Annotated in this window: 22 protein-coding genes; 20 read left to right on the forward strand and 2 right to left on the reverse strand. The window is 37.6% G+C overall.

Annotated features, from left to right (window positions below; translation table 11 throughout):
* Positions 1–4: 4 nt before the first annotated feature.
* From AA0017_RS04530 to AA0017_RS04550, 5 genes are all read left to right on the forward strand, one after another.
* Positions 5–1,135 (forward strand): acyl-CoA dehydrogenase family protein, encoded by a 1,131-nt coding sequence (locus AA0017_RS04530; RefSeq protein ID WP_413379916.1) that lies wholly within the window; start codon positions 5–7, stop codon positions 1,133–1,135.
* Between the two features lie 991 nt (positions 1,136–2,126).
* Positions 2,127–3,266, forward strand: coding sequence for an ABC transporter substrate-binding protein (locus tag AA0017_RS04535; protein ID WP_413379917.1), 1,140 nt, complete (start codon positions 2,127–2,129; stop codon positions 3,264–3,266).
* A gap of 190 nt (positions 3,267–3,456) precedes the next feature.
* Positions 3,457–4,320 carry a carbohydrate ABC transporter permease gene (locus AA0017_RS04540; protein WP_413379918.1) on the forward strand — a complete coding sequence of 288 codons (864 nt, stop codon included), beginning with the start codon at positions 3,457–3,459 and terminating at the stop codon, positions 4,318–4,320.
* A gap of 19 nt (positions 4,321–4,339) precedes the next feature.
* Positions 4,340–5,224 carry a carbohydrate ABC transporter permease gene (locus tag AA0017_RS04545; protein WP_413379919.1) on the forward strand — a complete coding sequence of 295 codons (885 nt, stop codon included), beginning with the start codon at positions 4,340–4,342 and terminating at the stop codon, positions 5,222–5,224.
* Between the two features lie 20 nt (positions 5,225–5,244).
* Positions 5,245–6,282 carry a lactonase family protein gene (locus AA0017_RS04550; RefSeq protein WP_413379920.1) on the forward strand — a complete coding sequence of 346 codons (1,038 nt, stop codon included), beginning with the start codon at positions 5,245–5,247 and terminating at the stop codon, positions 6,280–6,282.
* A gap of 94 nt (positions 6,283–6,376) precedes the next feature.
* Here the strand turns inward: AA0017_RS04550 and AA0017_RS04555 are convergent, their stop codons facing one another.
* Positions 6,377–7,006, reverse strand: coding sequence for a hypothetical protein (locus tag AA0017_RS04555; protein ID WP_413379921.1), 630 nt, complete (start codon positions 7,004–7,006; stop codon positions 6,377–6,379).
* A gap of 267 nt (positions 7,007–7,273) precedes the next feature.
* Between AA0017_RS04555 and AA0017_RS04560 the strand changes: the two genes are divergently transcribed.
* From AA0017_RS04560 to AA0017_RS04600, 9 genes are all read left to right on the forward strand, one after another.
* Positions 7,274–7,726, forward strand: a complete 453-nt coding sequence (locus AA0017_RS04560) for a hypothetical protein (RefSeq protein ID WP_413379922.1) — start codon at positions 7,274–7,276, stop codon at positions 7,724–7,726.
* A 334-nt stretch (positions 7,727–8,060) separates the two neighbouring features.
* Positions 8,061–9,101 (forward strand): type I glyceraldehyde-3-phosphate dehydrogenase, encoded by a 1,041-nt coding sequence (gene gap, locus AA0017_RS04565; protein WP_413379923.1) that lies wholly within the window; start codon positions 8,061–8,063, stop codon positions 9,099–9,101.
* On the forward strand, positions 9,073–9,231 hold the full coding sequence (locus AA0017_RS04570; protein WP_413379924.1) for a GapA-binding peptide SR1P: 159 nt from the start codon (positions 9,073–9,075) through the stop codon (positions 9,229–9,231). The genes gap and AA0017_RS04570 overlap by 29 nt, the downstream gene beginning before the upstream one ends.
* A gap of 152 nt (positions 9,232–9,383) precedes the next feature.
* Complete coding sequence (locus tag AA0017_RS04575; RefSeq protein ID WP_413379925.1) at positions 9,384–10,025, forward strand: helix-turn-helix transcriptional regulator; 642 nt, start codon at positions 9,384–9,386, stop codon at positions 10,023–10,025.
* Between the two features lie 22 nt (positions 10,026–10,047).
* A complete protein-coding gene (locus AA0017_RS04580) occupies positions 10,048–10,857 on the forward strand; it encodes a pyruvate, water dikinase regulatory protein (protein WP_413379926.1) in 810 nt (269 codons plus the stop codon).
* Between the two features lie 89 nt (positions 10,858–10,946).
* Complete coding sequence (locus AA0017_RS04585) at positions 10,947–11,759, forward strand: pyruvate, water dikinase regulatory protein (RefSeq protein WP_413379927.1); 813 nt, start codon at positions 10,947–10,949, stop codon at positions 11,757–11,759.
* A gap of 2 nt (positions 11,760–11,761) precedes the next feature.
* Positions 11,762–14,416: a pyruvate, phosphate dikinase gene (gene ppdK, locus AA0017_RS04590; protein ID WP_413379928.1), complete on the forward strand. Its 2,655-nt coding sequence runs from the start codon at positions 11,762–11,764 to the stop codon at positions 14,414–14,416.
* Between the two features lie 257 nt (positions 14,417–14,673).
* Complete coding sequence (locus AA0017_RS04595) at positions 14,674–15,000, forward strand: YtxH domain-containing protein (protein WP_003324778.1); 327 nt, start codon at positions 14,674–14,676, stop codon at positions 14,998–15,000.
* A 128-nt stretch (positions 15,001–15,128) separates the two neighbouring features.
* A complete protein-coding gene (locus AA0017_RS04600; RefSeq protein ID WP_413379929.1) occupies positions 15,129–16,307 on the forward strand; it encodes a mechanosensitive ion channel family protein in 1,179 nt (392 codons plus the stop codon).
* A gap of 89 nt (positions 16,308–16,396) precedes the next feature.
* Here the strand turns inward: AA0017_RS04600 and AA0017_RS04605 are convergent, their stop codons facing one another.
* Complete coding sequence (locus AA0017_RS04605) at positions 16,397–16,648, reverse strand: hypothetical protein (RefSeq protein WP_413379930.1); 252 nt, start codon at positions 16,646–16,648, stop codon at positions 16,397–16,399.
* A gap of 1,070 nt (positions 16,649–17,718) precedes the next feature.
* Between AA0017_RS04605 and AA0017_RS04610 the strand changes: the two genes are divergently transcribed.
* The 6 genes from AA0017_RS04610 to AA0017_RS04635 all read left to right on the forward strand — a co-directional run bounded on the left by AA0017_RS04610 (position 17,719) and on the right by AA0017_RS04635 (position 23,185).
* Positions 17,719–18,615, forward strand: a complete 897-nt coding sequence (locus tag AA0017_RS04610; protein WP_413379931.1) for an AEC family transporter — start codon at positions 17,719–17,721, stop codon at positions 18,613–18,615.
* Between the two features lie 100 nt (positions 18,616–18,715).
* Positions 18,716–19,438 (forward strand): 2,3,4,5-tetrahydropyridine-2,6-dicarboxylate N-acetyltransferase, encoded by a 723-nt coding sequence (gene dapD, locus AA0017_RS04615; protein WP_413379932.1) that lies wholly within the window; start codon positions 18,716–18,718, stop codon positions 19,436–19,438.
* An 83-nt stretch (positions 19,439–19,521) separates the two neighbouring features.
* Entirely contained in the window at positions 19,522–20,739 is a 1,218-nt protein-coding gene (locus AA0017_RS04620; RefSeq protein WP_413379933.1) for an aspartate aminotransferase family protein, read from the forward strand.
* Entirely contained in the window at positions 20,736–21,866 is a 1,131-nt protein-coding gene (locus AA0017_RS04625) for an N-acetyldiaminopimelate deacetylase (RefSeq protein WP_413379934.1), read from the forward strand. Before AA0017_RS04620 ends, AA0017_RS04625 begins: the two co-directional genes overlap by 4 nt.
* A gap of 81 nt (positions 21,867–21,947) precedes the next feature.
* Positions 21,948–22,193 (forward strand): YkuS family protein, encoded by a 246-nt coding sequence (locus AA0017_RS04630; protein WP_413379935.1) that lies wholly within the window; start codon positions 21,948–21,950, stop codon positions 22,191–22,193.
* 440 nt (positions 22,194–22,633) lie between these two features.
* A complete protein-coding gene (locus AA0017_RS04635; RefSeq protein ID WP_413379936.1) occupies positions 22,634–23,185 on the forward strand; it encodes a peroxiredoxin in 552 nt (183 codons plus the stop codon).
* The last annotated feature ends 623 nt before the right edge of the window (positions 23,186–23,808 follow it).

Raw genomic sequence — 23,808 nt, forward strand, 5'->3', positions numbered from 1 at the left:
AGAAATGGATTTTATGTTAACCGTAGAACAATTGGCAGTAAAAGAAATGGCAAGGGATTTTGTTAATCATGAAATTTATCCAATGGCTAGATATTATGATGAAGAAGAAGCCTATCCGAATGAGATTATGGATAAGCTTCGTGAAACTGGCTTATTTAATCTAGCTATTCCTGAAAAATATGGTGGACCTGGAATTGATAAAATATCCCATGCCTTAATTGTTGAAGAGCTAGCCCGTGGCTGTGCAGGTGTTGCAACTTCAGTTGATGCTAATTCTCTTGCCTCATACCCAATTATGGTTGGCGGAAGTGAAGAATTAAAGAAACTATTTTTGACTCGATTAACGGAGCGAAAGGAAAATGCTGCTTTTGCATTAACAGAGCCACAAGCTGGTAGTGATGTGATGGGATTACGGACGACGGTTGAAAAAATGGGTGATAACTATGTGTTAAATGGTGAAAAGTGTTTTATTACGAATGCGAGCTTAGCCAATTTTTATGTCGTCTTAACAAAGCTTAAAGGAAGTGAAAATGAGTTTGTAGCTCTAGTTGTCGAACGGGAAAGTGAAGGGTTAACAGTTGGTCCAAAAGAAAAAAAGATGGGATTACGAGCATCAGACACAGCTTCCGTTCAATTTCATGATGTTAAAGTACCGATTACAAATCGTATTGGAGCAGAAGGGGAAGGGTTTAAAATTTTTATGAAAGCCCTTTCTTATGCTAGACCAATGGTTGGGGCACAGTCTCTTGGCATTGCTCAAGGGGCTTATGAAGAAGCAATTAATTATGCAAAAGAAAGAAAACAATTTAACCAACCAATTGCCTCTTATCAAGCGATCCAATTTATGCTTGCTGATATGGCCATGAATATCGAAGCAGCCAGGCTTTTGGTTCATAAATCAGCATATTTACTAGATAAGGGCAAACCGTCAATGACAAGTGCTTCTTATGCCAAATGTTTTGCAGCGGATACCGCAGTTAAAGTCGCAGCAGATGCCGTTCAAATTTTTGGAGGCTACGGTTATATTCGTGAATATCCAGTCGAGAAATATTACCGTGATGCAAAAATCATGCAAATTTATGAAGGAACTAACCAAATTCAAAGAGTCGTGATTGCAAAGGAAATACTAAAATAAGAGAGAGAATGTTAATGGCTCTATTTTGATAGAAGGAGCCATAGATCTTGTCAAAAATGGAGCTGTCTCAAAAGGGTATGAAAATGAAGGGTTCAGCCCCTTCCGGCGAGCGTGGAACACCGGGGGGATTTCTACCTGCCCTTTCCTGAGGCCACTGAAAACATCGGATATGAGCTTAATTTGTCTTACTCCACTTCGCTGTATGCCCACAACAATAGGCGGGTGAGTCGGGAGCCTCCTCGCTTCATGCTGCGGGGTCTCCCGTCCTTCCCTATTCCCGCAGGAGTCGGCCCCACTCCCGTTAGCTAAGTTTCAATTTCTATTTAAAAGCATAAAAAAATCGTTCTTTCCTTTTAGAATGGAGTTATTACACTTCAAACCAAAGAGGAGCGATTTTTTTATGTGTAACCAAAAGACTACTTTCCAAGATTATAACAGGAACCCATTCTATCTTCATAAAACGCACGGGCCGATATGGCTATACAAGAGACTTCAAGATTTATAAGTGTGAATATAAATGCTAACTTAAGAATATAAATTTTGCTTAATTTCTCCTTTTTATGGCAATAAACGTTTTAATTAGACTAGACAACTATATTAAAAGAGATATCAATTAGCTGAATTTTTTAATATGTAGTATTTAATAAAAAGGTGTCGAAAAAAATATCTTAAATTGTTATACCAAATTTTAAAACATGTGTTACAATTAACATTATAATGTTGTTAATACTTAGAAGGTTTTGAAAATATATTTTCAATTAACTTAAGCTAAATGATGGTTTTTAAGTCATAAAACTAAATGTAAGCCTTTTATTTTTGAAACAAGACAAATTTACTATTGGAATATTCCTGAATTTATTGTCATTATTACTTTTAGGTTTAGTTAGGTATAAATGAAATTCGATTAAAGATAGGTTTATTTGGTATAGACAACTGAACATTATAATCGTTTAGTTGTTTTTATAAAATCATTTAATAAAGGGGAGTTCTTATGCAAAAGAAAAAGTTTGGCCTTCTATCATTTTTAATGGTTTTATGTGTTATGTTCTTAGCTGCTTGTGGGAGCAACAGTGCTTCATCAGAGGAAGTAGAGTTAAGGGTCGTCACCATGATGGCTGGAACCGATCCATCGGGGAAAGTATTTGAAGAAGTGATTGCCGAGTTCCAAGATGAGAATCCAAATATTACGATTGTCAATGATTCACAATCAGCAGATGCTGAAACGATTCGTACGAAGGTTCAAACAGAATATTCGTCTGGTAATGAACCAGACGTGATGTTTTTCTTTAATACCGTTGATGCCGAGGGAATTATTAATGAAGGAAAAGTGATCAATTTAGATGGGGCTGATGGGATTGATTTATCAGGCTATAATTCCATGTTAGAACAACAAAGACATGAGGATGGTGGCATTTATGCAGCTCCTCAATCAGGTTTTTATGAAGCGATTTTTGTGAATGAAAAACTATTTGAAGAGCATGGAATTGAATTGCCAACGACTTGGGAGTTGTATGAAAAAGCGATTGAAGAGTTTGCGAAAACCAATATTATTCCGATCGCGGCCTCAACAGAAGCTTCTTATTATGTTGTAGAGCATTATGTGTTAGCTGCGGGTGGGATGGACGCTTATCGTGCTGAATTATCCGATCAAAATCCAGCATGGGCTTCTGGTTTAGATAAAATTGCTGAACATGCGGAAAAAGGAGCATTTCCAGCTGATGCGGCTACACTTGATTTAGGATTAGCTGCAGAGTTATTTAAACAAGAGCAAGCGGCGATGATTTTTGAAGGTTCATGGTTCTGGGGTCAGTTAAATGAAGCGGGTATTGCAGACCAAGTGAAAGTATTACCAATGCCAGGTTATGCGGATGGATTCCAACATGGTGAGCTCGTTGGAGGATCTTCTTCGGGTTGGTTTATTAGTACTGAATCTTATGAAGATGATAATAAACGTGATGCGGTTGTTGACTTCTTTAATTATGTTACATCAGAAGAGATTTTACTTCGTTTAGTTGAGCCAACAGGTCAACCGCCTGCAAAAGGTGAATTAACTGATTTAGAAGACCATTTAGCGGACGGACATAAATTAGTGGCCGATGCACCAGCTGTTGAGCTACCTATTAATGATTGAATTTATGCGGAGGCTTTTACCCATATGCGTCAAAGTGTTCCTGAAGTAGTGAATGGTTCAAAAACAGGGACGCAAGTAGTCGAAGAAGCAGCGGCAATGGAATAAAAGCAGGTTAAAAAACAAAACAGATGTTTACCTTGTCATTGTTTAACTTGGCAAGGTAAACGATTTTGAAATAAAGGAGCTTCCTATGAAGGGCGATAGACTTTATATCATTTTATTTATGACACCAGCATTATTAATGGCCGGTATCTTTTTATATTATCCGTTTTTTGAAAATATTAAGTTGAGCTTTTATCGCACGGACGGTTTTTTTAATTCGACTTTTATTGGTTTTGATAACTACATTCGTCTATTTAATGACCAAATTGCTCGAAATGCCGCTCTTAATACGTTAGAACTGATGTTATATGTGGCGATCTTCCAAGTTGGGATTGCCTTAGTATTAGCTGTCATGGTGGATTCGATTAAACGAGGAGCCGGTTTTTTTAGAACCACATTCTTTTTTCCAATTGTCATTTCTGGGGCAGCAATCGGTTTACTCTTTTCCTTAATTTATAATTATCGTAATGGGTTATTAAATGAAATTTTAGTTAGTTTTGGTTTAGAGAGGCAAGTTTGGTTAACGGAATCATCGGCTTTATATATGGTGGCGATTCCAACGATCTGGCATTATGTTGGTTTCTATTTCATCATTATTTTAACAGCGATTGCTAAAATTCCTGATGATTTTTATGAGGCAGCAAAATTAGAGGGAATTACGGGTTGGAAAAGAATGACCAAAATAACGTTACCTTTAATCGTATCGGATATGAAAACATGTTTAATTTTGGCGATTACAGGAGCTTTAAAAATCTTTGAGCTTGTTTATATTATTACGCGTGGCGGTCCGGCAAGGCAATCAGAAGTGTTAGGGACATATATGTATCAAAAAGCGATCGTTGATAATGCGATGGGGTATGGGGCGACTTTATCCATATTAATGGTTGTGATCGGGTTAACTTTAGCGTTTGTGACCAATAAGTTATTAAAACGTGAAGAAGTAACATATTAATGGAAAGTGGTGTTTCAGTATGACCGAAATAGAAAGAAATAAACTGACTTTTTGGGAGAAAATTCAAGATAGATATATTCATAAATCTAAATATGGTCGTTTGTTTGTTTATATTTGCTTGTCCGCTTGGGCAGTGACCACCATTTTTCCTTTAGTTTGGGTGTTTTTGAACTCTTTTAAAAGTTCAAGAGAGATTATAACGGATACCTTTGCTCTACCTTCTGATCCTACTTTACAAAACTATTTAAATGCCTTTAATACAGTCGATATTGGTAGAAGCTATTTAAATAGTTTTATTATGAGTGGCTCTGTTGTATTGTTAGCCCTTATGTTTGGTGGATTAGCTGCTTTTGCGATGTCACGAATGAAATTTCGGTTCAGAGGTTTTATTCAAACCGCTTTAATAGCTAGTCTTTTAATTCCGGCTTTTGCGACGATTGTGCCTGTTTATCGAATGATGATTAGCATGGGGTTTGTAAATACCCATTTAGGATTTATTATTCCGATTACGGCAGCAAATATCCCTTTTGCGATATTAGTGATTAGTGGTTATATGGCAACGATTCCGAAAGAATTAGAAGAAGCAGCTGTAATGGATGGTTGTAATCGCTGGAAAATGTTCACAAGAATTTTTCTCCCGATTTCATTACCAGCTTTTGCGACAGTCGGAACGTTTGTCTTTTTATGGTCCTATAATGATTTATTTACCTCATTAGTACTAGTTCCACAAGAAAAGGTAGCCCCAATTGTCGTGCTTTTAGCTAATATTAGCTCACAATATGGAACAGATTACGGATTAATGACAGCAGCGATTATTTTAACAGTTATACCTGTTATTGTTTTCTATTTACTTGCCCAGAAAACATTCGAAAAAGGAGCGACATCTGGAGCGGTAAAAGGATAAGAAGAATAGGAGGTGGAATGATGACAGTAAGGAATAAGGAGAGCTATCTTTTTATTGGTACTTATAATGAAGCAACAGAAGAGGCGATTGTCATTTTTCGCTATGAAGAGAAAATAAATGCCTTTCTTAAAGTCGGTGGAGTGTCTGGGATTAAGAACCCATCCTATCTGACGGTTAATCAAAAGGGAGATCGGTTATATGCTGTTAGTGAAGTAGAGGATGGAGAGGTAGTCAGTTATCAATTAAAGTATCATGGCGGGCAAATAGAGTTAATAGAAATGAATCGAAAAAAAACAAAAGGTTCGTCACCTTGTTATTTAACCTTATCTAAAGAGGAGAAAACTTTATTTGCAGCTAATTATGGAGGAGGGAACGTATCCGCCTTTTCTCTTGATGACGATGGATCACTGCAGACGCTAGTAGCCTTGGAAGAATTTAATGATTTAGGGGGCGTGTCTCATCCTCATCAAATCAAACGGCTAACTTCTAACCTTTATTTAATCCCTGATCTAGGATTAAATCGTTTGTTTTTATATCGTTGGGAACAAGAAGAGCAACGACTTCTGTATACACATGAAGTGGCAATGGCTGAAGGTACGGGTCCAAGACATTTTACGTTTGATGAATTAACGAAAACGGTATATGTTGTCAATGAGCATCAGTCGACTGTATCCGCCTTTCGTTTGGATGAAAGTAAGGTTCAATTATCTCTCTTTCAAGAAATAAGAACAATTCCAGAGAGTTTTAAAGGGGATAATTATGGGGCCGATATCCATTTACATCCAACAGAACGTCTCATTTTTACATCTAATCGCGGGCATCATAGTTTGTCCACTTTTCAAATAAATGAGGAAGGGGAATTAATGTTGATCGATCATACAATGCTGACAGGGGAATGGCCAAGAAACTTTCAAATAGATCCAAGTGGTGATTCAATTTTAGTAGCGAATGAACGGACAGATTCGATTCATTTATTAAGAGTGGCAGGTAATGGAATTCTGGAAGAAACATGTTCCTTAAATCGAATACATAAGCCCGTTTGTTTGCATATTCGTTAAAAAGATGGAGCTGCCCCAAAGGTCAACAAATCGACTTTATGGGACAGCTCTTTTTTAACATACTTAGGAAAGTATCAAGTGGAGTTACCGCGGTTTATCCCCCATACAATAATTTTTGTAGAAATTGTTCAACAGAATCTATCCGGCTTGTTGACTTATGAATCAGTAAAAACTTATCTTGATCCCCTAATAATTGAAAAGGTGAAAAGTTATTTACGTCAATCCCGTAATAAAATAGTTGCTCACTTTCTGTCCCTGTTATGGGCAATTGTTTTTCGAGTGGAATATTCATTTGTAAAAAACGAGTATCTAAAAAAGGACCATTTTCGACAAATTGTTGATAATAATGTTCGTCGAATATATATATATCAGGTTCGGTTTCTTGAATCACGACTTGATTTTGATAAAAGCTTGCAAGGTCATTGTATTCCATAATTTCAGTCGGAGCATAAACGAATTCAAGATGAATGGGATCCCATAATGGAAAAAGCATATTAATTTGGGCATGAATCTCTTCTAGTTTATCCTCCTCAAACTCTCCGAAAATGAGGATATGTAAAGGCGGTTTATCGCTGTTGTAATCGTGTACAACTTTTTCTTCGGCAAATAAAGAAGAAAGAATAAAAAAGGAAAGAATACTAATGACAATAATTAGAAGTGTATGGTACTTATAATAAAATAAGAAGTTTATCACCCAGCTCTTAAGGGTGTTGTTTTGAGCCATAATTTCACCTCTCGAAAAAAAAGAAAATTATAAAAAGTCGTATTTCTTCTTAATTATATAGAAACCTGTATCAGGAGGCTATAGTTAATTATAGATTGAATGTTTTATTCTTATATTTGTATGCTCATTAGTAGGTGTTATTTTGATAGTGCCGTATTTCCTTTAGGACTTTGTTATCAAGAGCATAAAAGTAAAGGACGATAATTCACGTATACATAGGCAGATGCATAAATTATATCAATTCATTTGATGAAAGGAGATTAGTTTATGTATAATCAACGTCAGATTTTTGGGAACTTCCCTCCGTTTAGTGGACCGGGAACAGGAGGGAGTCCTTTTTTTGGTGGAGGTTCCTTTTTTCCTCCATTTGGACCAGGGCCAGGTGGAGCACCGTCAGCACCGCCTCCATTTGGACCAGGACCAGGTGGACCACCCCACACTTCACCAGGAGCACCTGGGAGTGCACAACCACCGACGACACCTCCACCAGATATAAGTGTTTTACAAGCGAGCGGTCCAACTGCTTTTGCGGTTGATCCAGGTGGTTTAAGAGGTTGTTTATATCGCTTTACATTTATTCGGCTAAATAATGGTGACTCATTTTGGTTTTATCCAACCTTTATTGGTCGAACTTCTGTAGCTGGATTTCGTTGGAGTTTCTTCCGCTGGAGCTATTTTGGAATCGATACAAGGAGAATTGCTTCTTTTCAATGTGTATAAACCATTTAAAGGAACTGTCCCAAGGTCAAAATTGACAAGTGGGCAGTTTTTTTTATGTAATGAAATCCTCCAGCCTAAGCTATCCCCATGACGAATAAAAAAAATACATACAATAATAATTTTTCCATCTGACAATTTCTTTTACGAACACGATTTATGTAGGGGGCAATAAATCTTAATTAAGCGTCTGTTATTTCATTTATTTAGTGTGTATATCTATAAAAAAGTACGTTAAATCATATTTTATAAGATTTATAAAAATATAATGTACATTTTATATTTAATGTGTTATATTATATACAAGAAATAAAGTTATTAAAGGATGGGATTATCGATGACGGTAGGAATTGGAATAAGTGGTACAGGAAGAATTGGACGTTTATTAATTAGAAAAATGATGTCTAATGATACGATGAAGGATACGTTAAAAGTTATTAACAGTACGTACCCTGCTGAAACTGTTGCACACCTATTGAAATACGATTCTGTTCACGGTAGATGGGATGCCAAAATTGAAATAGTAGAAGATACTTTAATCATAAATGGAAACGTAATCAAAATGAGTAATACTCGCCAGCCAGAAGATATTCCTTGGAAGGAAAACGGAGTGGCATTAGTACTTGATGCTACAGGGAAGTTTAATGACCAGGCTGGTTCTAAGAGGCATTTAGCTGCAGGAGCAGAGTCGGTTATTATTACGGCACCAGGGAAAGAAATGGATGCAACCATCGTAATGGGTGTAAATCAAAACAAGCTAAACTTAAATGAACATAAATTGATATCTGCAGCTTCATGTACAACAAATTGTACAGCTCCTGTTTTAAAAGTATTAGATGATGCATTTGGAGTAAAACAAGGTTGGTTAACAACGGTTCATGCTTTTACTTCTGACCAGAAACTATTAGACAATCCGCACAAGGATTTAAGAAGAGCAAGAAGTGCAACCTCTTCTATTGTGCCTACGTCAACTGGTGTAGGAAAGGCGTTAAAAGAAGTCATTCCTCATTTAGCACCTGTCATGCAAGGGACAGCTCTTCGCGTTCCGACTCAGGATGTTTCGTTAATTGATTTAACCGTACAATTGTCAAAGGAAATGTCAGCTGAAGATGTAAAAGAAGCTTTTTTAAATATTAAAGATGAAAACCTTGCCAAAGTGGTGGGAACAAATGATGAACCTTTAGTTTCAATTGATTTTGTCGGAAGTGAACACTCGGCAGTTGTTGACCTTGACTCCATTATGGTAATGGGAGACCAATTAAAAGTAATGGCTTGGTATGACAATGAATGGGCGTACGCTTCTAGAGTTTGTGAATTAGCCGATTTAGTAAAAAGGGGGATTGAAGAAAATGAACACAACAGTACAGTATTTGCGTAATGCAAGTGATAACAGAGAATTAGGAACGGTTCTATGTAAGGATTGTCGCTCTATTATTGATGTTTTTGAAGCAAATAGAGTGCTCACTTATTTTTCGAGTTGCAAGTGTACAAATTGTAACAACAAATAACGAGTGTTTTGTTCATAAGAGTTGACGTTATCCCTCTAACTCAATAATGTTTCGCAAACGTTCATGGTAGTCCTTAATGTGAAAACGATTGATCGAATGGGGCTTTTAGGGGTATGATTCGATTGGGAGTTATTGTTGAGAGGAGGGGTATAATGATTGAATTTACAAACAGACAAAGAAATATAATTGAAATTGTGAAAAAGAGAGAACCGATTACAGCTGAGCATATTGCGGATTTAGTGGGGGTCAGTAAAGCTGCATTACGATCGGATTTAGCTGTGTTAGTGATGACAAATGCTCTTGAATCAAAACCAAAAGTCGGTTATTTTGTCGGCAAAACATTATATAATGGTCAGGCGAATGTCGGGTATTTACAACAGTTAAAAGTGAAAGATATTCAAAGTGTACCTATAGTTGTCGATGGAAAATCTACGGTTCAAGAAGTCGTTATTAAATTATTTTTAGAAAATGTCGGTTCGATCATGGTCGTAGATGAAAAAGGTTATTTAGAAGGAATTGTATCTCGTAAAGATTTGCTCAAAGTAACTTTAGGTAATGCAAATGCAACGACAATGCCTGTTAATTTAGTGATGACAAGGCATCCAAATATTGTAACAATCCTCCCAGATGAATCTGTGTTAGAAGCAGCCAGAAAAATGATTCATTTTCAAGTAGACAGTTTACCTGTCGTCGAACGTTCTGTCGGTGGAAACGATGACAAAAAAATGGTTATCGGACGAATCACAAAGACAAACATGACGAGAATGCTACTTGATTTAGAAAATGGCGAATAGCAGAAGGAGAGGGACTAGGATTGTGAATAGAAAGCAGCCAACTTTTTACTTATGTTCAGATGCATTAGGGGATACAGCTGAAATGGTCGTGAAAGCGACCATGCAACAATTTTCTGTAGATGAGGTTAATATTAAACGTTACCACTATATCCAAACCGAAGAAGAGATCTATACATTAATTTTAGAGGCTCAAGAAAACGGAGGGATCGTCGCTTATACATTAGTCGAGCCTAACTTAAGAGAAGTTATGAAGCGTAGTGCGATTGAACATGATGTCCAAGCTATCGATATTATTGGACCTTTAATGCAAGCATATATCGATACTTTTAATGATAAACCAAAAGAAACACCGGGTCTTCAATATGAACTTGATGCAAAATATTATAACCGAATTGAAGCGATTGATTTTGCGGTTAAATACGATGATGGAAAAAACATTGGCGGACTACTTGCTGCAGATATTGTCTTAGTAGGGGTTTCGAGGACATCCAAAACACCACTAAGCATCTATTTAGCCCATAAAGGAATTAAGGTAGCGAATCTTCCTTTAATTCCAGGAATTGCTCCTCCAAGTGAGTTATTTACGTTACAAAATACGTTAATCGTCGGTCTTACAATGGACCCGAACCATTTATTAAAGGTTCGTACGGAAAGATTAAAAGTAATTGGACTTCCAAACACAACGAGTTATACCGAATTTGAACCCGTTAAAAGTGAGTTGAGTTATGGGAATATGATTATGAAACAACTTATGTGTCCAGTTATTAATGTGTCTAACAAATCAATCGAAGAAGCCGCAGTTGAAATTTTAAGTTTAATGAATAAAAAGTAGAAATCACTTTAAATATAGGAGTGAAAAAAGGAGAGCATACTCTCCTTTCACTCTAAATATATTGAATATTCTGAATTGGTGGTGTCGCTATGGATAAACCGACAATGGTTTATTTATTGTCAGATTCAGTTGGAGAAACGGCTGAATATGTTATAAAAGCGGTTGCGACACAGTTTCGAAGCCCTTTTGAAATCAAACGTTTTCCCTATATTAAATCGACAGATGATATAGAACAAGCCATTTTGATGGCCAAAGAAAATTCAGCTGTCGTAGCGTATACGCTTGTAGTTCCAGATTTAAAGGAATATATTGACCAACAATCAAACGAATATGAAATTGAAGCTGTCGACTTATTAGAGCCTTTATTAAATGTTTTCAAAAAGAAAACAAAAGAAGACCCAATCAATGAACCGATGTTAATGAGAAAGTTAGACAAAAAGTATTTTCGTAAAGTTGAGGCGATAGAATTTGCGGTTAAATACGATGATGCTAAAGATGCAGAAGGAATCATGCTCGCTGATTTGGTATTGATTGGGGTATCGAGAACATCCAAAACACCATTATCGATGTATTTAGCTAATAAAGGTTATAAGGTGGCCAATATTCCTTTGATTCCGGAAGTTCCAGTTCCTGAACAACTTATGAATGTTTCGAAAAAAAGATGTGTTGGATTAATTATTCGACCAGATACTTTAAATGAAATCCGTAAAGAGAGACTGAAGTCATTAGGGATTACTTCTGATACCGCCTATGTTAATTTACAACGTATTTTTGATGAACTTGATTATGCAGAAGGAATTATGAAACGAATTGGATGTCCGATTATTGACGTTTCCAACAAAGCGGTTGAAGAAACAGCTGATTATATTATGAAGGTTTTAAATATAGAACGGAGGATATAACAATGCAAAAACGCGTGTATATGTTTGATGAAGGTCATAAGGATATGAGACAAAGATTAGGGGGAAAAGGAGCCAACTTAGCGGAAATGACGCAAATTGGTTTACCGGTTCCATATGGTTTTACGGTGACAACCGATGCATGTCATGATTATTATGAAGATGGCAAACAGTTAAGTTCTACGATTAAAGAAGAAATTATTCAATCTTTAAGAAAATTAGAAGAAAGCACGAACAAACAATTAGGGGATAAAGAGAACCCATTATTTGTTTCGGTTCGTTCAGGTTCGGTCGTTTCTATGCCTGGTATGATGGATACCGTTTTAAATTTAGGGATGAACGATGAAACCGTTGAAGCCCAAAAAGCCTTAACAGAAAATGGTCGCTTTGCTTATGACTCTTATCGTCGTTTTATCCAAATGTTTTCAAATGTTGTCCTTGGAATTGATATGTACTTCTTTGAAAGTCATTTAGATGAAATGAAAGAACAAAAAGGATATAAAAACGATCCTGAAATGACAGAAACAGATTGGCAAGAAGTTGTGACAGCTTATAAAGAAATTGTGCAAAAGCATACAAAACAACCTTTCCCACAGGATCCAATTGAACAATTAATGTTAGCGGTCAATGCTGTCTTTGATTCTTGGAATAACAAACGTGCGATTATTTACCGTAATTTAAATAAAATTCCTGACTCATATGGAACAGCGGTTAACATTCAGAGTATGGTGTTTGGGAATACTGGGGATGATTCTGGGACAGGAGTTGCCTTCACTCGTAACCCTTCGACAGGAGAAAATTTATTATACGGCGAGTTTTTATTAAATGCCCAAGGTGAAGACGTCGTAGCAGGGATTCGTACTCCACAACCAATTGCTCAATTAGAGTCGGTTATGCCTGAAGTATACAAACAATTTGTTGATGTTTCGCTTTTATTAGAAAAACATTACCGTGATATGCAAGATATTGAGTTCACGGTTGAGCAAGGTAAATTATACATTTTACAAACGAGAAATGGGAAACGTACCGCAGCTTCTGCTGTAAGAGTAGCGGTAGAAATGGCACAGGCAGGAATACTTGATAAAAGAGAAGCCCTGTTACGAGTTGAGCCTGAGCAACTAAATCAATTATTACACCGTCGTATTGACGATAATGCCGAACTTAACCAGTTAACAAAAGGGTTACCAGCTTCTCCAGGGGCGGCAACAGGGAAAGTTGTCTTCGATTCTGAAGAAGCCCAAGAGTTTTATGCTCGTGGGGAGAAAGTAATTTTAATTCGTCCAGAAACAACACCTGATGATATTCAAGGGATTATTGCGGCTGAAGCGGTTGTTACAAGCCGTGGTGGAATGACTTCTCACGCAGCGGTAGTCGCACGTGGTATGGGGAAACCGTGTATTTGTGGAGTAGAGTCTCTAAAGATTGATACGCCTGCTAAGACGTTTAAAGTGGGGGATATTGAGGTTCGTCATTTAGATACGATTACAATTGATGGTGGAACCGGTGCGATTATGTTGGGTGAAGTTCCAATGATTGAGCCTAAAATATCTGAGCAGTTTAACCAACTTTTACAGTGGGCAGATGAAGAAAAAGCGATTGAAGTCCGTGCGAATGCGGATAACCCAGAAGATTCTTCAAAAGCATTAGAGCTGGGGGCAAAAGGGGTTGGACTTTGCCGTACAGAGCATATGTTCATGCAACCTGACCGTCAAAAGCTAGTGAAGGAAATGATTTTGTCTTCTACTGTTGAGGAAAGAAAAGAGGCACTTGAAAAGTTATTGCCGATTCAACAAGAGGATTTTGAAGGTATTTTTGGAGTAATGAAAGAGCTTCCAGTAACGGTTCGTTTATTAGACCCTCCATTACATGAGTTCTTACCAGATAAAGAAGAGTTAATTGTTGAAGTCACAACTTTACGTTTAACAGAACCACAATCAGAAGAGTTGAAAGAAAAAGAATTTTTATTGAAAAAAGTAAATGAGCTTGCTGAAATGAACCCAATGCTTGGTCATCGTGGGTGCCGACTTGGTTTAATTCATCCAGAAATTTATGCGATGCAAGCAGAGGCAATCTTTAATGCAGCGATTACTTTACACAAAAAAGGAATTCAAGTTAAGCCAGAAATCATGATTCCACTAGTTGGTCATTCCAATGAATTAAAAATCATGCGTCAATTAGTCATTGAGACGGCAGAGAAAGTCTTAGGAGCAGCGAATGTGAAAGTTGAATATACAATTGGGACAATGATTGAAGTGCCACGTGCGGCCTTAACAGCTGACCAAATTGCTTACGAAGCTGACTTTTTCTCATTTGGTACAAATGACTTAACGCAAACAACATTTGGCTATAGTCGTGATGATGCGGAAGGGAAATTCCTTCAAAGTTATTTAGAAGATCGGATTTTACCTGAAAATCCATTCCGAGTCCTTGATAATGAAGGGGTTGGGCAATTAGTTGAAATGGGTGTGAAAAAAGGAAGAGCCGTCAAACCTTCTTTAAAAACAGGAATTTGTGGAGAACACGGCGGAGAAGAGAATTCAATCGAATTTTGCTTGAAAACAGGCTTAGATTATGTCAGTTGTTCACCGTACCGTGTCCCATTAGCTCGCCTAGCAGCAGCGCAAGCAACGATTCGTAATGAAGGTGTTTTAACGAAATAAAGAAAATGGTGGCTTCTAAAAAGAGTGACTAATGAAACAAAAGGCGATGAGGGCGATAAGAGCTCTCATCGCCTTTTAGATTTTTTGAAAGAAGTGTTAATTATAGCAAGGTCGGGTATAGGATCGATGTAGTCGGATTAATGGTTTGAAAGATGGAATGATACGACGTCTTCTCACAACGAAACCGAAGCACTCTTTTCGTATAAAAAAAACCTCTTTAAAAGAAACTACAGGTAAACATTAAGGAGGCTATTTTTATGTTTATGAAAAGAAGGAAGTCAAATAAAGCGGCTTATTTAATTGGTTCGGCTATTGGAGGTTTTGTTGGTGTAGCAGGGGCTCTGTTAATGCAACCGGAAAATAAAAAGAAAGTAAAAGGGATGTGGGAGGAACAAAAAAGAAAGATGGAAGAAAAGGCACCTAAACTTTCGCAACATTTACTCGAACTTGGTTCTGAATGGTCAGAGGAAGTAGGAAATATTTTAAAAGAACAAAAAAAAGCAAAAACAACCAATAAGAATCAATCTGAACTTGGACAATTAATTCAAACCGCGTTAGATAAAGAAGATCTGACAAAACCGTAAAATAACGAGTTCAGAATCGAATTTTAGCATTTTTTGATATTTTGCCTTATTCTTTCGCACCTTTTTTACTTTCATTCACACTGAAGTATGATAAAATATTTACGAAATAAAAAGGTGGGGTATTTTGTATGGATGAGGTAATTGAAAATACACAAGAACATTTGGAAAGAACACAAGCCCAATGGATGGATGCTTGGGAGACCATCTTAAACTTACATTGGGAAGATTTTGCAATTGCGTTAGTCATTTTTCTTATTTTCCTTTTGTTTAGGAAAGTTTTTACGAAGTATATTTATAAGTTTATTTTGGCGACCGCAAAAAAAACACCAGCAGAAACTGTTACAAATATTTTAACTTCATTTGAAAAACCATTACGTTGGTTTTGGGTTATTATCGGAACATTTTTGGCGTTAGCTTACTTACCATTTACGCCATATGACTTTGTTTATCAAATTTACAAATCATTAATTATTGCGTTGTTTGGATGGGGCTTTTTTAACTACTTCTCTCAACATTCAACAATTTTTACAAAGCTTGCGAAAAAGACGAATTTGGAAGAGGATTCGATGCTCATTCCTTTCCTTTCTAAATTTATTCGTGCCGCTATCGTTGTGTTAACATTTGTTATTATTTTAAGTGAGAATGAGGTCGAAATCGGAGCATTTGTCGCTGGTTTAGGGGTTGCTGGTTTAGCGATTTCGTTAGCTGCTCAAGATACAATTAGCAACTTCTTAGGTGGTGTGGTTATCGTCACTGAGAAACCATTCTCAAAAGGAGATTGGATCGAAACGCCAACTATCGAAGGAACGGTTGAAGATATTTCTTTTAGAAGTACTCAAATCCGGACGTTCTCAGATACGATCGTGACGATTCCGAATTCAACCATTGCTAACGACCCAATCACGAACTGGTCGACAATGAGAAAAAGAAGAGTCGATTTTGAGTTAGGGATCATGTTTGATACCCCAACAGAAAGAGTTGAAAAAGCTGTTCAAGATATCGAAAAAATGCTTCGTTCTCATGAAGGGGTTCATCAAGATGTCATTATGGTGAACTTCACAGAGTTTAGAGAATCACGACTTGGCATCTTCATTTATTACTTCACAAAGACAACCATTTGGAGTGAATACTTGAATGTCAAAGAAGATGTCAATAAGAAGATTTTAAACATCTTAAAAGAAGACAAGGTCGACGTCGCGATCCCAAGTCAAAATTTGATTGTCGCCGAACCAGAAAAAGAAGAAGATGTACAAAAAGTAGTAAAAGAACTTGAAAATGATAAGCGTTTAAAAGAAGGCAATTCATAATTCGAAGTATCAATAAAATTTGAAAGCCCAAAGCTGTGCCAAAGTTAAATAGACTTCGGCACAGCTTTTTTAGGGGGAGCTTGTTTTTTTCATTCTATAGAAGATGTAAAACCTTCCAGTTGTTCTTGAAATTGCTGAAGTTGCTGTTTTTGATGTTCGGATGCTACACCTAAAGCTTTGTCTATTTGCTGCGTTGCCTCTTCTATTTCCTTGTGGGCTCTTTTCAGGTTCCTTCCATATTCAGGTGCATGAACTTCAATATGACCGACTGCTTCTTCTGCTTGCAAAAAAGCTTGTTGAGCCGCATGGAATGCTTGTTGTTTATCTTTTTGATATGGCATGTTTAAATTCCTCCCTTTATTTATTACCTCAACTTTCGCAGTGTATAATTGACCCTTAACCGTTGATAGAGATTGACTTTAGGGCGATACAAGACTCAAATTGACTTTACATGAACGGTTCAATCGTTGACAGTCTGAACACATCTCTTCGTAGGCTGTTGAAGGAAACGGTTCACTAAAATGAAGTGCTTCGGCTGTCGCTACCAAAACCATACTCCGCGTCCTGCGGGAACCTTGCGAGCCTCCTCGGCAAGCCTTGCGGGGTCTCGCTCCACGGTTTATTCCCGCGGGAGTCTCCGTATGGTTTTGTCCGCTAAGTGTCGTGGAGAGGCTTGATGATAGGGCCATTCTCAATCAGCTATTTCTAACGCAGAAGGACCTTCTTCTTCCCTTTGTTGGTTATAGAACTAAATAGGTCGTTGCCACCTATTTTTTTCCTAAGTCTGCCGTCATGAAAAGACAGGATTCCAATCGAAACCAGCTCGATCATCTAGCTAACGTACAGAGCATCCACACGAATTTGTTTACAACTGTAACGGAATGAGTCATGGAAGGAGAAAAATCATTCTCAAGCTCATGTACGTTGAAGTCATGACTGTTTTTTTTATTCAATGAGAAAACCGAACCTAGATTCGATTCCATTATCTAGCGGACAAACAGACACGGAGACTCCCGCAGGAATAAACCGTCCAATGAGACCCCGCAAGCGTGAAACGCTGAGGAGGCTCATGAGGTTCCTGCAGGACGCGGAGTGTCTGTTTGGGAGCGACCGCCGGAGGGCCTATATTATCTTTTTCTTGATGCACAGTTTATCCGTTTTGTATGATAATACGTTCTCGCTTTTCAAACGTGTCAAGGGCATTTGTTTAAGAGCTTCCCTTTCGCTCTGCCAACTAGTTGAACGGATTTTCTCGATGCAAAAGTTGAGTTATTACCTTTTTAGGATGAGAATATTTCTAAAAATTATTCCAAAAAGGCTTTATTTTACGGACACAGAATGTAATATGTAGGAAATGGATTTATGATATACTAATCTAGTTTAAAGAAGATAGAGTAGAAGAGGCGATAAGATGACAATATTTATCGAAGTAGTATTGCCAGTATTTATGATCTTTGCGATTGGATTTTTGATTCAAAAATGGCGTAAAGTCGATATTAAGCCGATTTCGACGGTTGTTATTTATGTATTGACACCTGCTTTAGTTTTTCGCACGTTTGCGACTTCTGAATTAAACATGGATTATTTTTATATGGTCGTTTTTGCTCTTACGATACTTTTTAGTTTGATTTTGATAAATAAAATTTTTTCGAGAATAAAAAAACTAGATCCTGCAACCGAAAGTGGGTTAATTTTAGCTACTGTTTTTAAAAACGCTGGGAATTACGGAGCTCCGATTATTTTATTTGCTTACGGAGAAGCGGGGTTCGCTTTAGCTGTTATGTATATGGTTTTACAATCGATCATTATGAACTCATTCGGTGTGTATTATGCGGCAAGAGGAAATTTAGGGGTAAGCGTTGCGTTAAAGACGGTGATGTTAATGCCGGCAACTTATGCGATGCTTGTCGCTTTAATCATTAATGTTATGAATGTTGAATTACCTGAAAATGTATTTCTCCCTATTAATATGTTAGCGGAGGCATCGATCCCGTTAGCTATGATTATTTTGGGGATGCAGCTAGCGAACATAAGCATGAGCCAGTTTGAATGGTCTTTGCTTTCTTATTCAGTCATCATAAGGTTGATCTTATCACCGCTCATTGCTTTTGGAATTGTTCTACTATTACCGATTGATCCGTTATTGCAAAAAGTGCTAATTGTCTCAGCGGCAATGCCTTCAGCGGCTACGATTGTCATGTTTGCGGTTCAATTTGACTCAAAACCACAATTTGTCTCAACTGTTACCTTTATCACAACCGTTTTAAGCCTTTTTACGATTACAGGCTTACTCATCTTACTTGGATAAGGCAAAAGTTTGTTTTTTGTAACGATTTTTGTTTGCTTTTTTTCTTAGATATCTCTATCATAAGAGAAGATTAGATATTGTTTTAGGAGGATACATAACGATGAAAATGATGGATGCAAATGAAATAATTCAGTATATTTCTACAAGTGAAAAAAAGACACCAGTAAAGGTACATATTAAAGGCGAAATCGAAGGTATTGATTTCGGTGCTAATACAAAAGCTTTTATTACAGGTAATACAGGCGTTCTATTCGGTGAATGGAAAGACATCGAACAAGCTATTCAAACAAACGAAGACAAAGTAGAAGACTATGTCGTTGAGAATGACCGTCGTAACTCGGCGATTCCAATGCTTGACTTAAAAGGCATTCAAGCTCGTATTGAGCCAGGTGCGATTATCCGCGACCAAGTGGAAATTGGCAACAATGCCGTTATCATGATGGGAGCAAGCATTAACATTGGGGCGGTTATCGGAGAAGGAACGATGATTGACATGAATGCTGTTCTTGGTGGACGAGCTACTGTCGGTAAAAATTGTCATATCGGAGCTGGTTCTGTATTAGCTGGAGTGATCGAGCCACCTTCTGCTCAGCCAGTTGTCGTTGAAGATGATGTTGTGGTTGGGGCAAACGTTGTGGTATTAGAAGGCGTACGTGTTGGGAAAGGTGCGGTATTAGCAGCTGGAGCAGTTGTAACAGAAGATGTTCCTCCTAACACCGTTGTCGCAGGAATTCCAGCACGAGTTATTAAAGAGATTGATGAAAAAACAAAAGGTAAAACAGAAATTAAACAAGAACTACGTCGTTTAAATGAAGATAACTAAAAAGTAAGGGAGAAAGTAGCTTTGTTGTGCGAGTCGACTCGTCAGCAAGGCTCTTTCCTTACATAGAGGGAAGGGGAATAGATATGTCAGATTGGTTTACACGAGATAAAAATTCGATTATGTCGACCTATAATCGTTTACCTGTAGCGATTGAAAAAGGGGAAGGAAGTTATTTAATCGATGTGAACGGAAGGAAGTATCTTGATTTATTTACAGGGCTTGCCGTGAATTTATTAGGACATTCACATCCGAAAATTGTTCAGACTTTAAAAGAACAAGGAGAACAGTTTTTACATATCTCTAACGTCTTTTTAAATAAACCGGCGATCACCCTTGCTGAAAAGTTAATGAAGCAATCGATCGAAGGGAAAGTCTTTTATACCAATTCAGGAGCAGAAGCGACTGAGGCGGCTTTAAAGTTAATTCATAAACATTCCGTATCGACAGGAGAGAATCGTCAAGGGGTTATCGTCCTAAAAAAGAGCTTCCACGGAAGAACATTAGGTGCGATTAAATTAACGAGACAGCCTGGGGTTTACCAAGATTTCCCGACAACAGACACACCTGTTTATGAGGTCGAGCCAGAAAATTTAGATATGCTCCAAACGACGATTGAACAATATAAGCCAGCAGCTTTGATTATGGAGCCAATTCTTGGTTCGGGTGGAATTCTGCCGCTATCTAAGGAATTTCTAGAAGGAGCAGAGGCATTATGTCGCAAGCATGGTGTTTTATTTTGTATGGATGAAATTCAAACTGGAATCGGTCGGACGGGAAGCTTTTTTGCTTATCAACAAACAAATGTGGAGCCTGATTTGATTTTATTTGCTAAAGGTGTAGGTGGTGGGTTGCCACTTGGTGGAATCATTGTAGCTAAACAATATGCCGAGCTTTTTAAACCAGGTGATCACGGAACAACTTTTGCTCCGTCCCCGTTAAGTGCGGCTTTAGGAAATACGGTATTAGAAGTTTTATTAGAAGATGGTCAAATGGAAAAGAGTAAAGAAACTTCGGATAAGCTCTGGACTAAACTTGTTCAATTAAAAGAAACTTATTCAGAACTAGTGTTAGGTATACGCGGAAAAGGGATGATGGTTGGTCTCATGTTATCTGCAGAAGGTCCGGTCGTGAAGGATGTGCAAAAGCGTCTCCTCGAGAAAGGGTTTATGGTTGATGTGACTCAACAAACAATCATTCGTTTATTGCCACCTTTAACGATAAGTATCGCTGAAATTGATTTATTGATTTCAGCTATTAAGGAAGAATTAGAGCGGTTAAAAGAGAAAGGGTTAGAAGCATGAATAAAGAGCAACTCTTTCAATTAAGAAGAGATTTACATCAAATTCCAGAACCTGGTTTTGCTGAATTTAAAACACAGGCCTATTTATTACACTATATACATTCATTACCAAATGAGTATTTAGATGTCCAAACGTGGGAAACAGGTATTTTAGTAAAAGTGAATGGTAAAGTAGGGAATAAGACGTATGGATACCGAGCAGATATTGATGGCTTGCCAATCGTTGAACAAACATCGTATCAAACGTTTCGGTCGTCCCATCCAGAGTTCATGCATGCCTGTGGACATGATTTTCATATGACGATTGCGTTAGGGGTCTTAACCCATTTTGCTGCTCATCAACCGACCGATAATTTATTGTTTATTTTCCAACCAGCTGAAGAAGGTCCTGGTGGAGCATTACCATTATTACAATCAGAAGAATTTAAACATTGGAGACCTGATGAGATTTTTGCTTTGCATATAGCACCGGAATATAAGGTTGGGCAAGTTGCGACAAAACCAGGGCTTTTATTTGCGAATACATCTGAGCTTTTTATTGATTTAAAAGGGAAAGGTGGGCATGCAGCCTACCCTCATACAGCAAATGATATGGTGGTTGCAGCGAGCTCTTTAGTCATTCAGTTACAAACGATTGTCTCAAGAAATGTCGACCCACTTGATTCAGGGGTTGTCACAATCGGTGTGATAAAAGGTGGAACAAAACAAAACATTATTGCTGAGACGGCTAGAATAGAAGGGACGATTCGTTCTTTATCAATTGAATCGATGCAAAGAATCAAAGAACGAGTGGAAGCTTTAGTAAAAGGCATTGAAATAGGATATGAATGTGAAGTGACGATTGATTACGGCTCAAACTATTGCCAAGTATATAATGATGAAGCGTTAATTGCTGATTTTTCCCACTATGTATCTGAATGGGAAGGGATTGAATACATTCACTGTCAAGAAGCGATGACAGGTGAAGACTTTGGTTACTTTTTAGAACAAATTCCTGGATTTATGTTTTGGCTCGGGGTTGACAGTGCATATGGGTTACATGATGCTAGGTTAGAACCAAATGAAGAAGCGATTCCACTTGCAGTAAGTCTGTTAACCGATTATTTAACGAAAAAAGCAGCAAGCTAATTTGAGTCATCGATGAATAATTTCTTTGCTTAAGGAGATTCTAACAACTGTACGAATTTCCTAAATAATGGAGGTATTTCAATGGCAAGAATTGGTGTTGAACAAACATTAACAGATGTGCAACAAGAGCTTCAAGCAAAGGGATATGATATTGTTCAGTTAAATAACGAGCAGGATGCACAAGGTTGTGATTGTTGTGTGATTTCTGGTCAAGATCAAAACGTAATGGGTATTCAAACGGCCGTTACTCAAGGTTCAGTTATTAATGCAGATGGGATGACCGCCCAAGAAGTGTGCCAGCAGGTGGAACAAAAAATAGGGAAATAGTTTTCTCTAAATTTAGCTGGAATATATGAAGAAAAAGAAGGACTAGTCGATTTGATTAGACTTCTTTTTTATATTTCTCATCATCTTTATACGTTCATTTTCAATTAAAAGACTCGGACTGATAATATGACTAGGTAACGATTGCAAAAATTGTCGAATGATTTATTGGGAAAAATAGTCTATAAACATCATAAAATGATGGTTTATTGTTAATAATTAGCTGAGAGAGGTAGGAGATTGATGATTATTTTACATTTTTCTCATGCGAATATGACAAATCAGTGAAAATAGGGTCTATTCCTTTCGCAATTTGATTAGAAATTAGTTATAATAGTTCTTGTATAAGAAATGTTGTAGCAAAGGAATTATGATAAAAGTTCACAAATAACTTTTTCATTTTGCACATGTTTACAGCATGATAATTTGAGGAGGTCATATATATGACAGACAAGCGTATGGTTGCAAAGCAAGCTCCAAGATTTGAAATGGATGCGGTATTACCGAATAAAGAATTTGGTAAAGTAAGTTTAGAAGAAAACATGAAAGAAGACAAATGGACAGTATTATTCTTCTACCCAATGGATTTTACTTTTGTATGTCCAACAGAAATCACTTCTTTAAGTGACCGTTTCGATGAGTTTGAAGATTTAGACGCTGAAGTAATCGGTGTTTCTACAGACACAGTTCATACTCATAAAGCATGGATCAACACTTCAAGAGATGATAATGGTTTAGGCGATTTAGCTTACCCATTAGCTGCTGATACAAACCACACAGTAGCTCGTGACTACGGAGTATTAATTGAAGAAGAAGGTATCGCTCTTCGTGGGTTATTTATCATTAGTCCAGAAGGTGAGTTAATGTACTCTGTTGTTAACCATAACAACATTGGTCGTGACGTAGAAGAAACATTACGTGTCCTTCAAGCATTACAAACTGGTGGACTTTGCCCAGCAAACTGGAAGCCAGGTCAAGAAACACTTAACGTTTAATTTATTTTAGCGATGAGGTCTAACCATGTGTTAGGCTTTTCATCTTTAGAGAGAAAAAGCTATCAAAATTCAGTACTAAGTTGAATCGAGTGGTTTTTTGTTAACCAAAGCGGAGCCAGCGGAATACCCGGAGACTCCTGCGGGAGAAGTGAAACACGGGAGACCCCGCAGCGATGAGCGAGGAGGCTCGCGGTTCACCCGCGGAACGCGGAGGGTATGCAGCTGGTGGAGTAAACCAACTCCACTTTTTCTCGCTTCTGAGCGAACGGACTGCGCTTTTTATCAATCTAGCTGCGTCCGTTAGAAGCTCGAGAAAAATCGGTTCGTCTTATGAAGACAAAGAGCGTCTTCAGAAGCCGCCCCTAATTTTTTCTCGCTTCTGAGCGAACGGACTGCGCTTTTTATCAATCTAGCTGCGTCCGTTAGAAGCTCGAGAAAAATCGGTTCGTCTTATGAAGACAAAGAGCGTCTTCAGAAGCCGCCCCTAATTTTTTCTCGCTTCTGAGCGAACGGACTGCGCTTTTTATCAATCTAGCTGCGTCCGTTAGAAGCTCGAGAAAAATCGCCCATCTGAGTGAAGACAAAAAGCGTCTTCATCAGCTGTTCTTATTTTTTCTCGCTTC

The organism is Alkalihalobacillus phoenicis (assembly GCF_047302405.1).
Taxonomy (GTDB): domain Bacteria; phylum Bacillota; class Bacilli; order Bacillales; family Bacillaceae_D; genus Alkalihalobacillus.

Coding starts and splice junctions, on each gene's coding strand:
- AA0017_RS04530 (WP_413379916.1), top strand. CDS start 5: ATGGATTTTATGTTAACCGTAGAACAATTGGCAGTAAAAGAAATGGCA.
- AA0017_RS04535 (WP_413379917.1), top strand. CDS start 2,127: ATGCAAAAGAAAAAGTTTGGCCTTCTATCATTTTTAATGGTTTTATGT.
- AA0017_RS04540 (WP_413379918.1), top strand. CDS start 3,457: ATGAAGGGCGATAGACTTTATATCATTTTATTTATGACACCAGCATTA.
- AA0017_RS04545 (WP_413379919.1), top strand. CDS start 4,340: ATGACCGAAATAGAAAGAAATAAACTGACTTTTTGGGAGAAAATTCAA.
- AA0017_RS04550 (WP_413379920.1), top strand. CDS start 5,245: ATGACAGTAAGGAATAAGGAGAGCTATCTTTTTATTGGTACTTATAAT.
- AA0017_RS04555 (WP_413379921.1), bottom strand. CDS start 7,006: ATGGCTCAAAACAACACCCTTAAGAGCTGGGTGATAAACTTCTTATTT.
- AA0017_RS04560 (WP_413379922.1), top strand. CDS start 7,274: ATGTATAATCAACGTCAGATTTTTGGGAACTTCCCTCCGTTTAGTGGA.
- gap (WP_413379923.1), top strand. CDS start 8,061: ATGACGGTAGGAATTGGAATAAGTGGTACAGGAAGAATTGGACGTTTA.
- AA0017_RS04570 (WP_413379924.1), top strand. CDS start 9,073: ATGAACACAACAGTACAGTATTTGCGTAATGCAAGTGATAACAGAGAA.
- AA0017_RS04575 (WP_413379925.1), top strand. CDS start 9,384: ATGATTGAATTTACAAACAGACAAAGAAATATAATTGAAATTGTGAAA.
- AA0017_RS04585 (WP_413379927.1), top strand. CDS start 10,947: ATGGATAAACCGACAATGGTTTATTTATTGTCAGATTCAGTTGGAGAA.
- ppdK (WP_413379928.1), top strand. CDS start 11,762: ATGCAAAAACGCGTGTATATGTTTGATGAAGGTCATAAGGATATGAGA.
- AA0017_RS04595 (WP_003324778.1), top strand. CDS start 14,674: ATGTTTATGAAAAGAAGGAAGTCAAATAAAGCGGCTTATTTAATTGGT.
- AA0017_RS04600 (WP_413379929.1), top strand. CDS start 15,129: ATGGATGAGGTAATTGAAAATACACAAGAACATTTGGAAAGAACACAA.
- AA0017_RS04605 (WP_413379930.1), bottom strand. CDS start 16,648: ATGCCATATCAAAAAGATAAACAACAAGCATTCCATGCGGCTCAACAA.
- AA0017_RS04610 (WP_413379931.1), top strand. CDS start 17,719: ATGACAATATTTATCGAAGTAGTATTGCCAGTATTTATGATCTTTGCG.
- dapD (WP_413379932.1), top strand. CDS start 18,716: ATGAAAATGATGGATGCAAATGAAATAATTCAGTATATTTCTACAAGT.
- AA0017_RS04620 (WP_413379933.1), top strand. CDS start 19,522: ATGTCAGATTGGTTTACACGAGATAAAAATTCGATTATGTCGACCTAT.
- AA0017_RS04625 (WP_413379934.1), top strand. CDS start 20,736: ATGAATAAAGAGCAACTCTTTCAATTAAGAAGAGATTTACATCAAATT.
- AA0017_RS04630 (WP_413379935.1), top strand. CDS start 21,948: ATGGCAAGAATTGGTGTTGAACAAACATTAACAGATGTGCAACAAGAG.
- AA0017_RS04635 (WP_413379936.1), top strand. CDS start 22,634: ATGACAGACAAGCGTATGGTTGCAAAGCAAGCTCCAAGATTTGAAATG.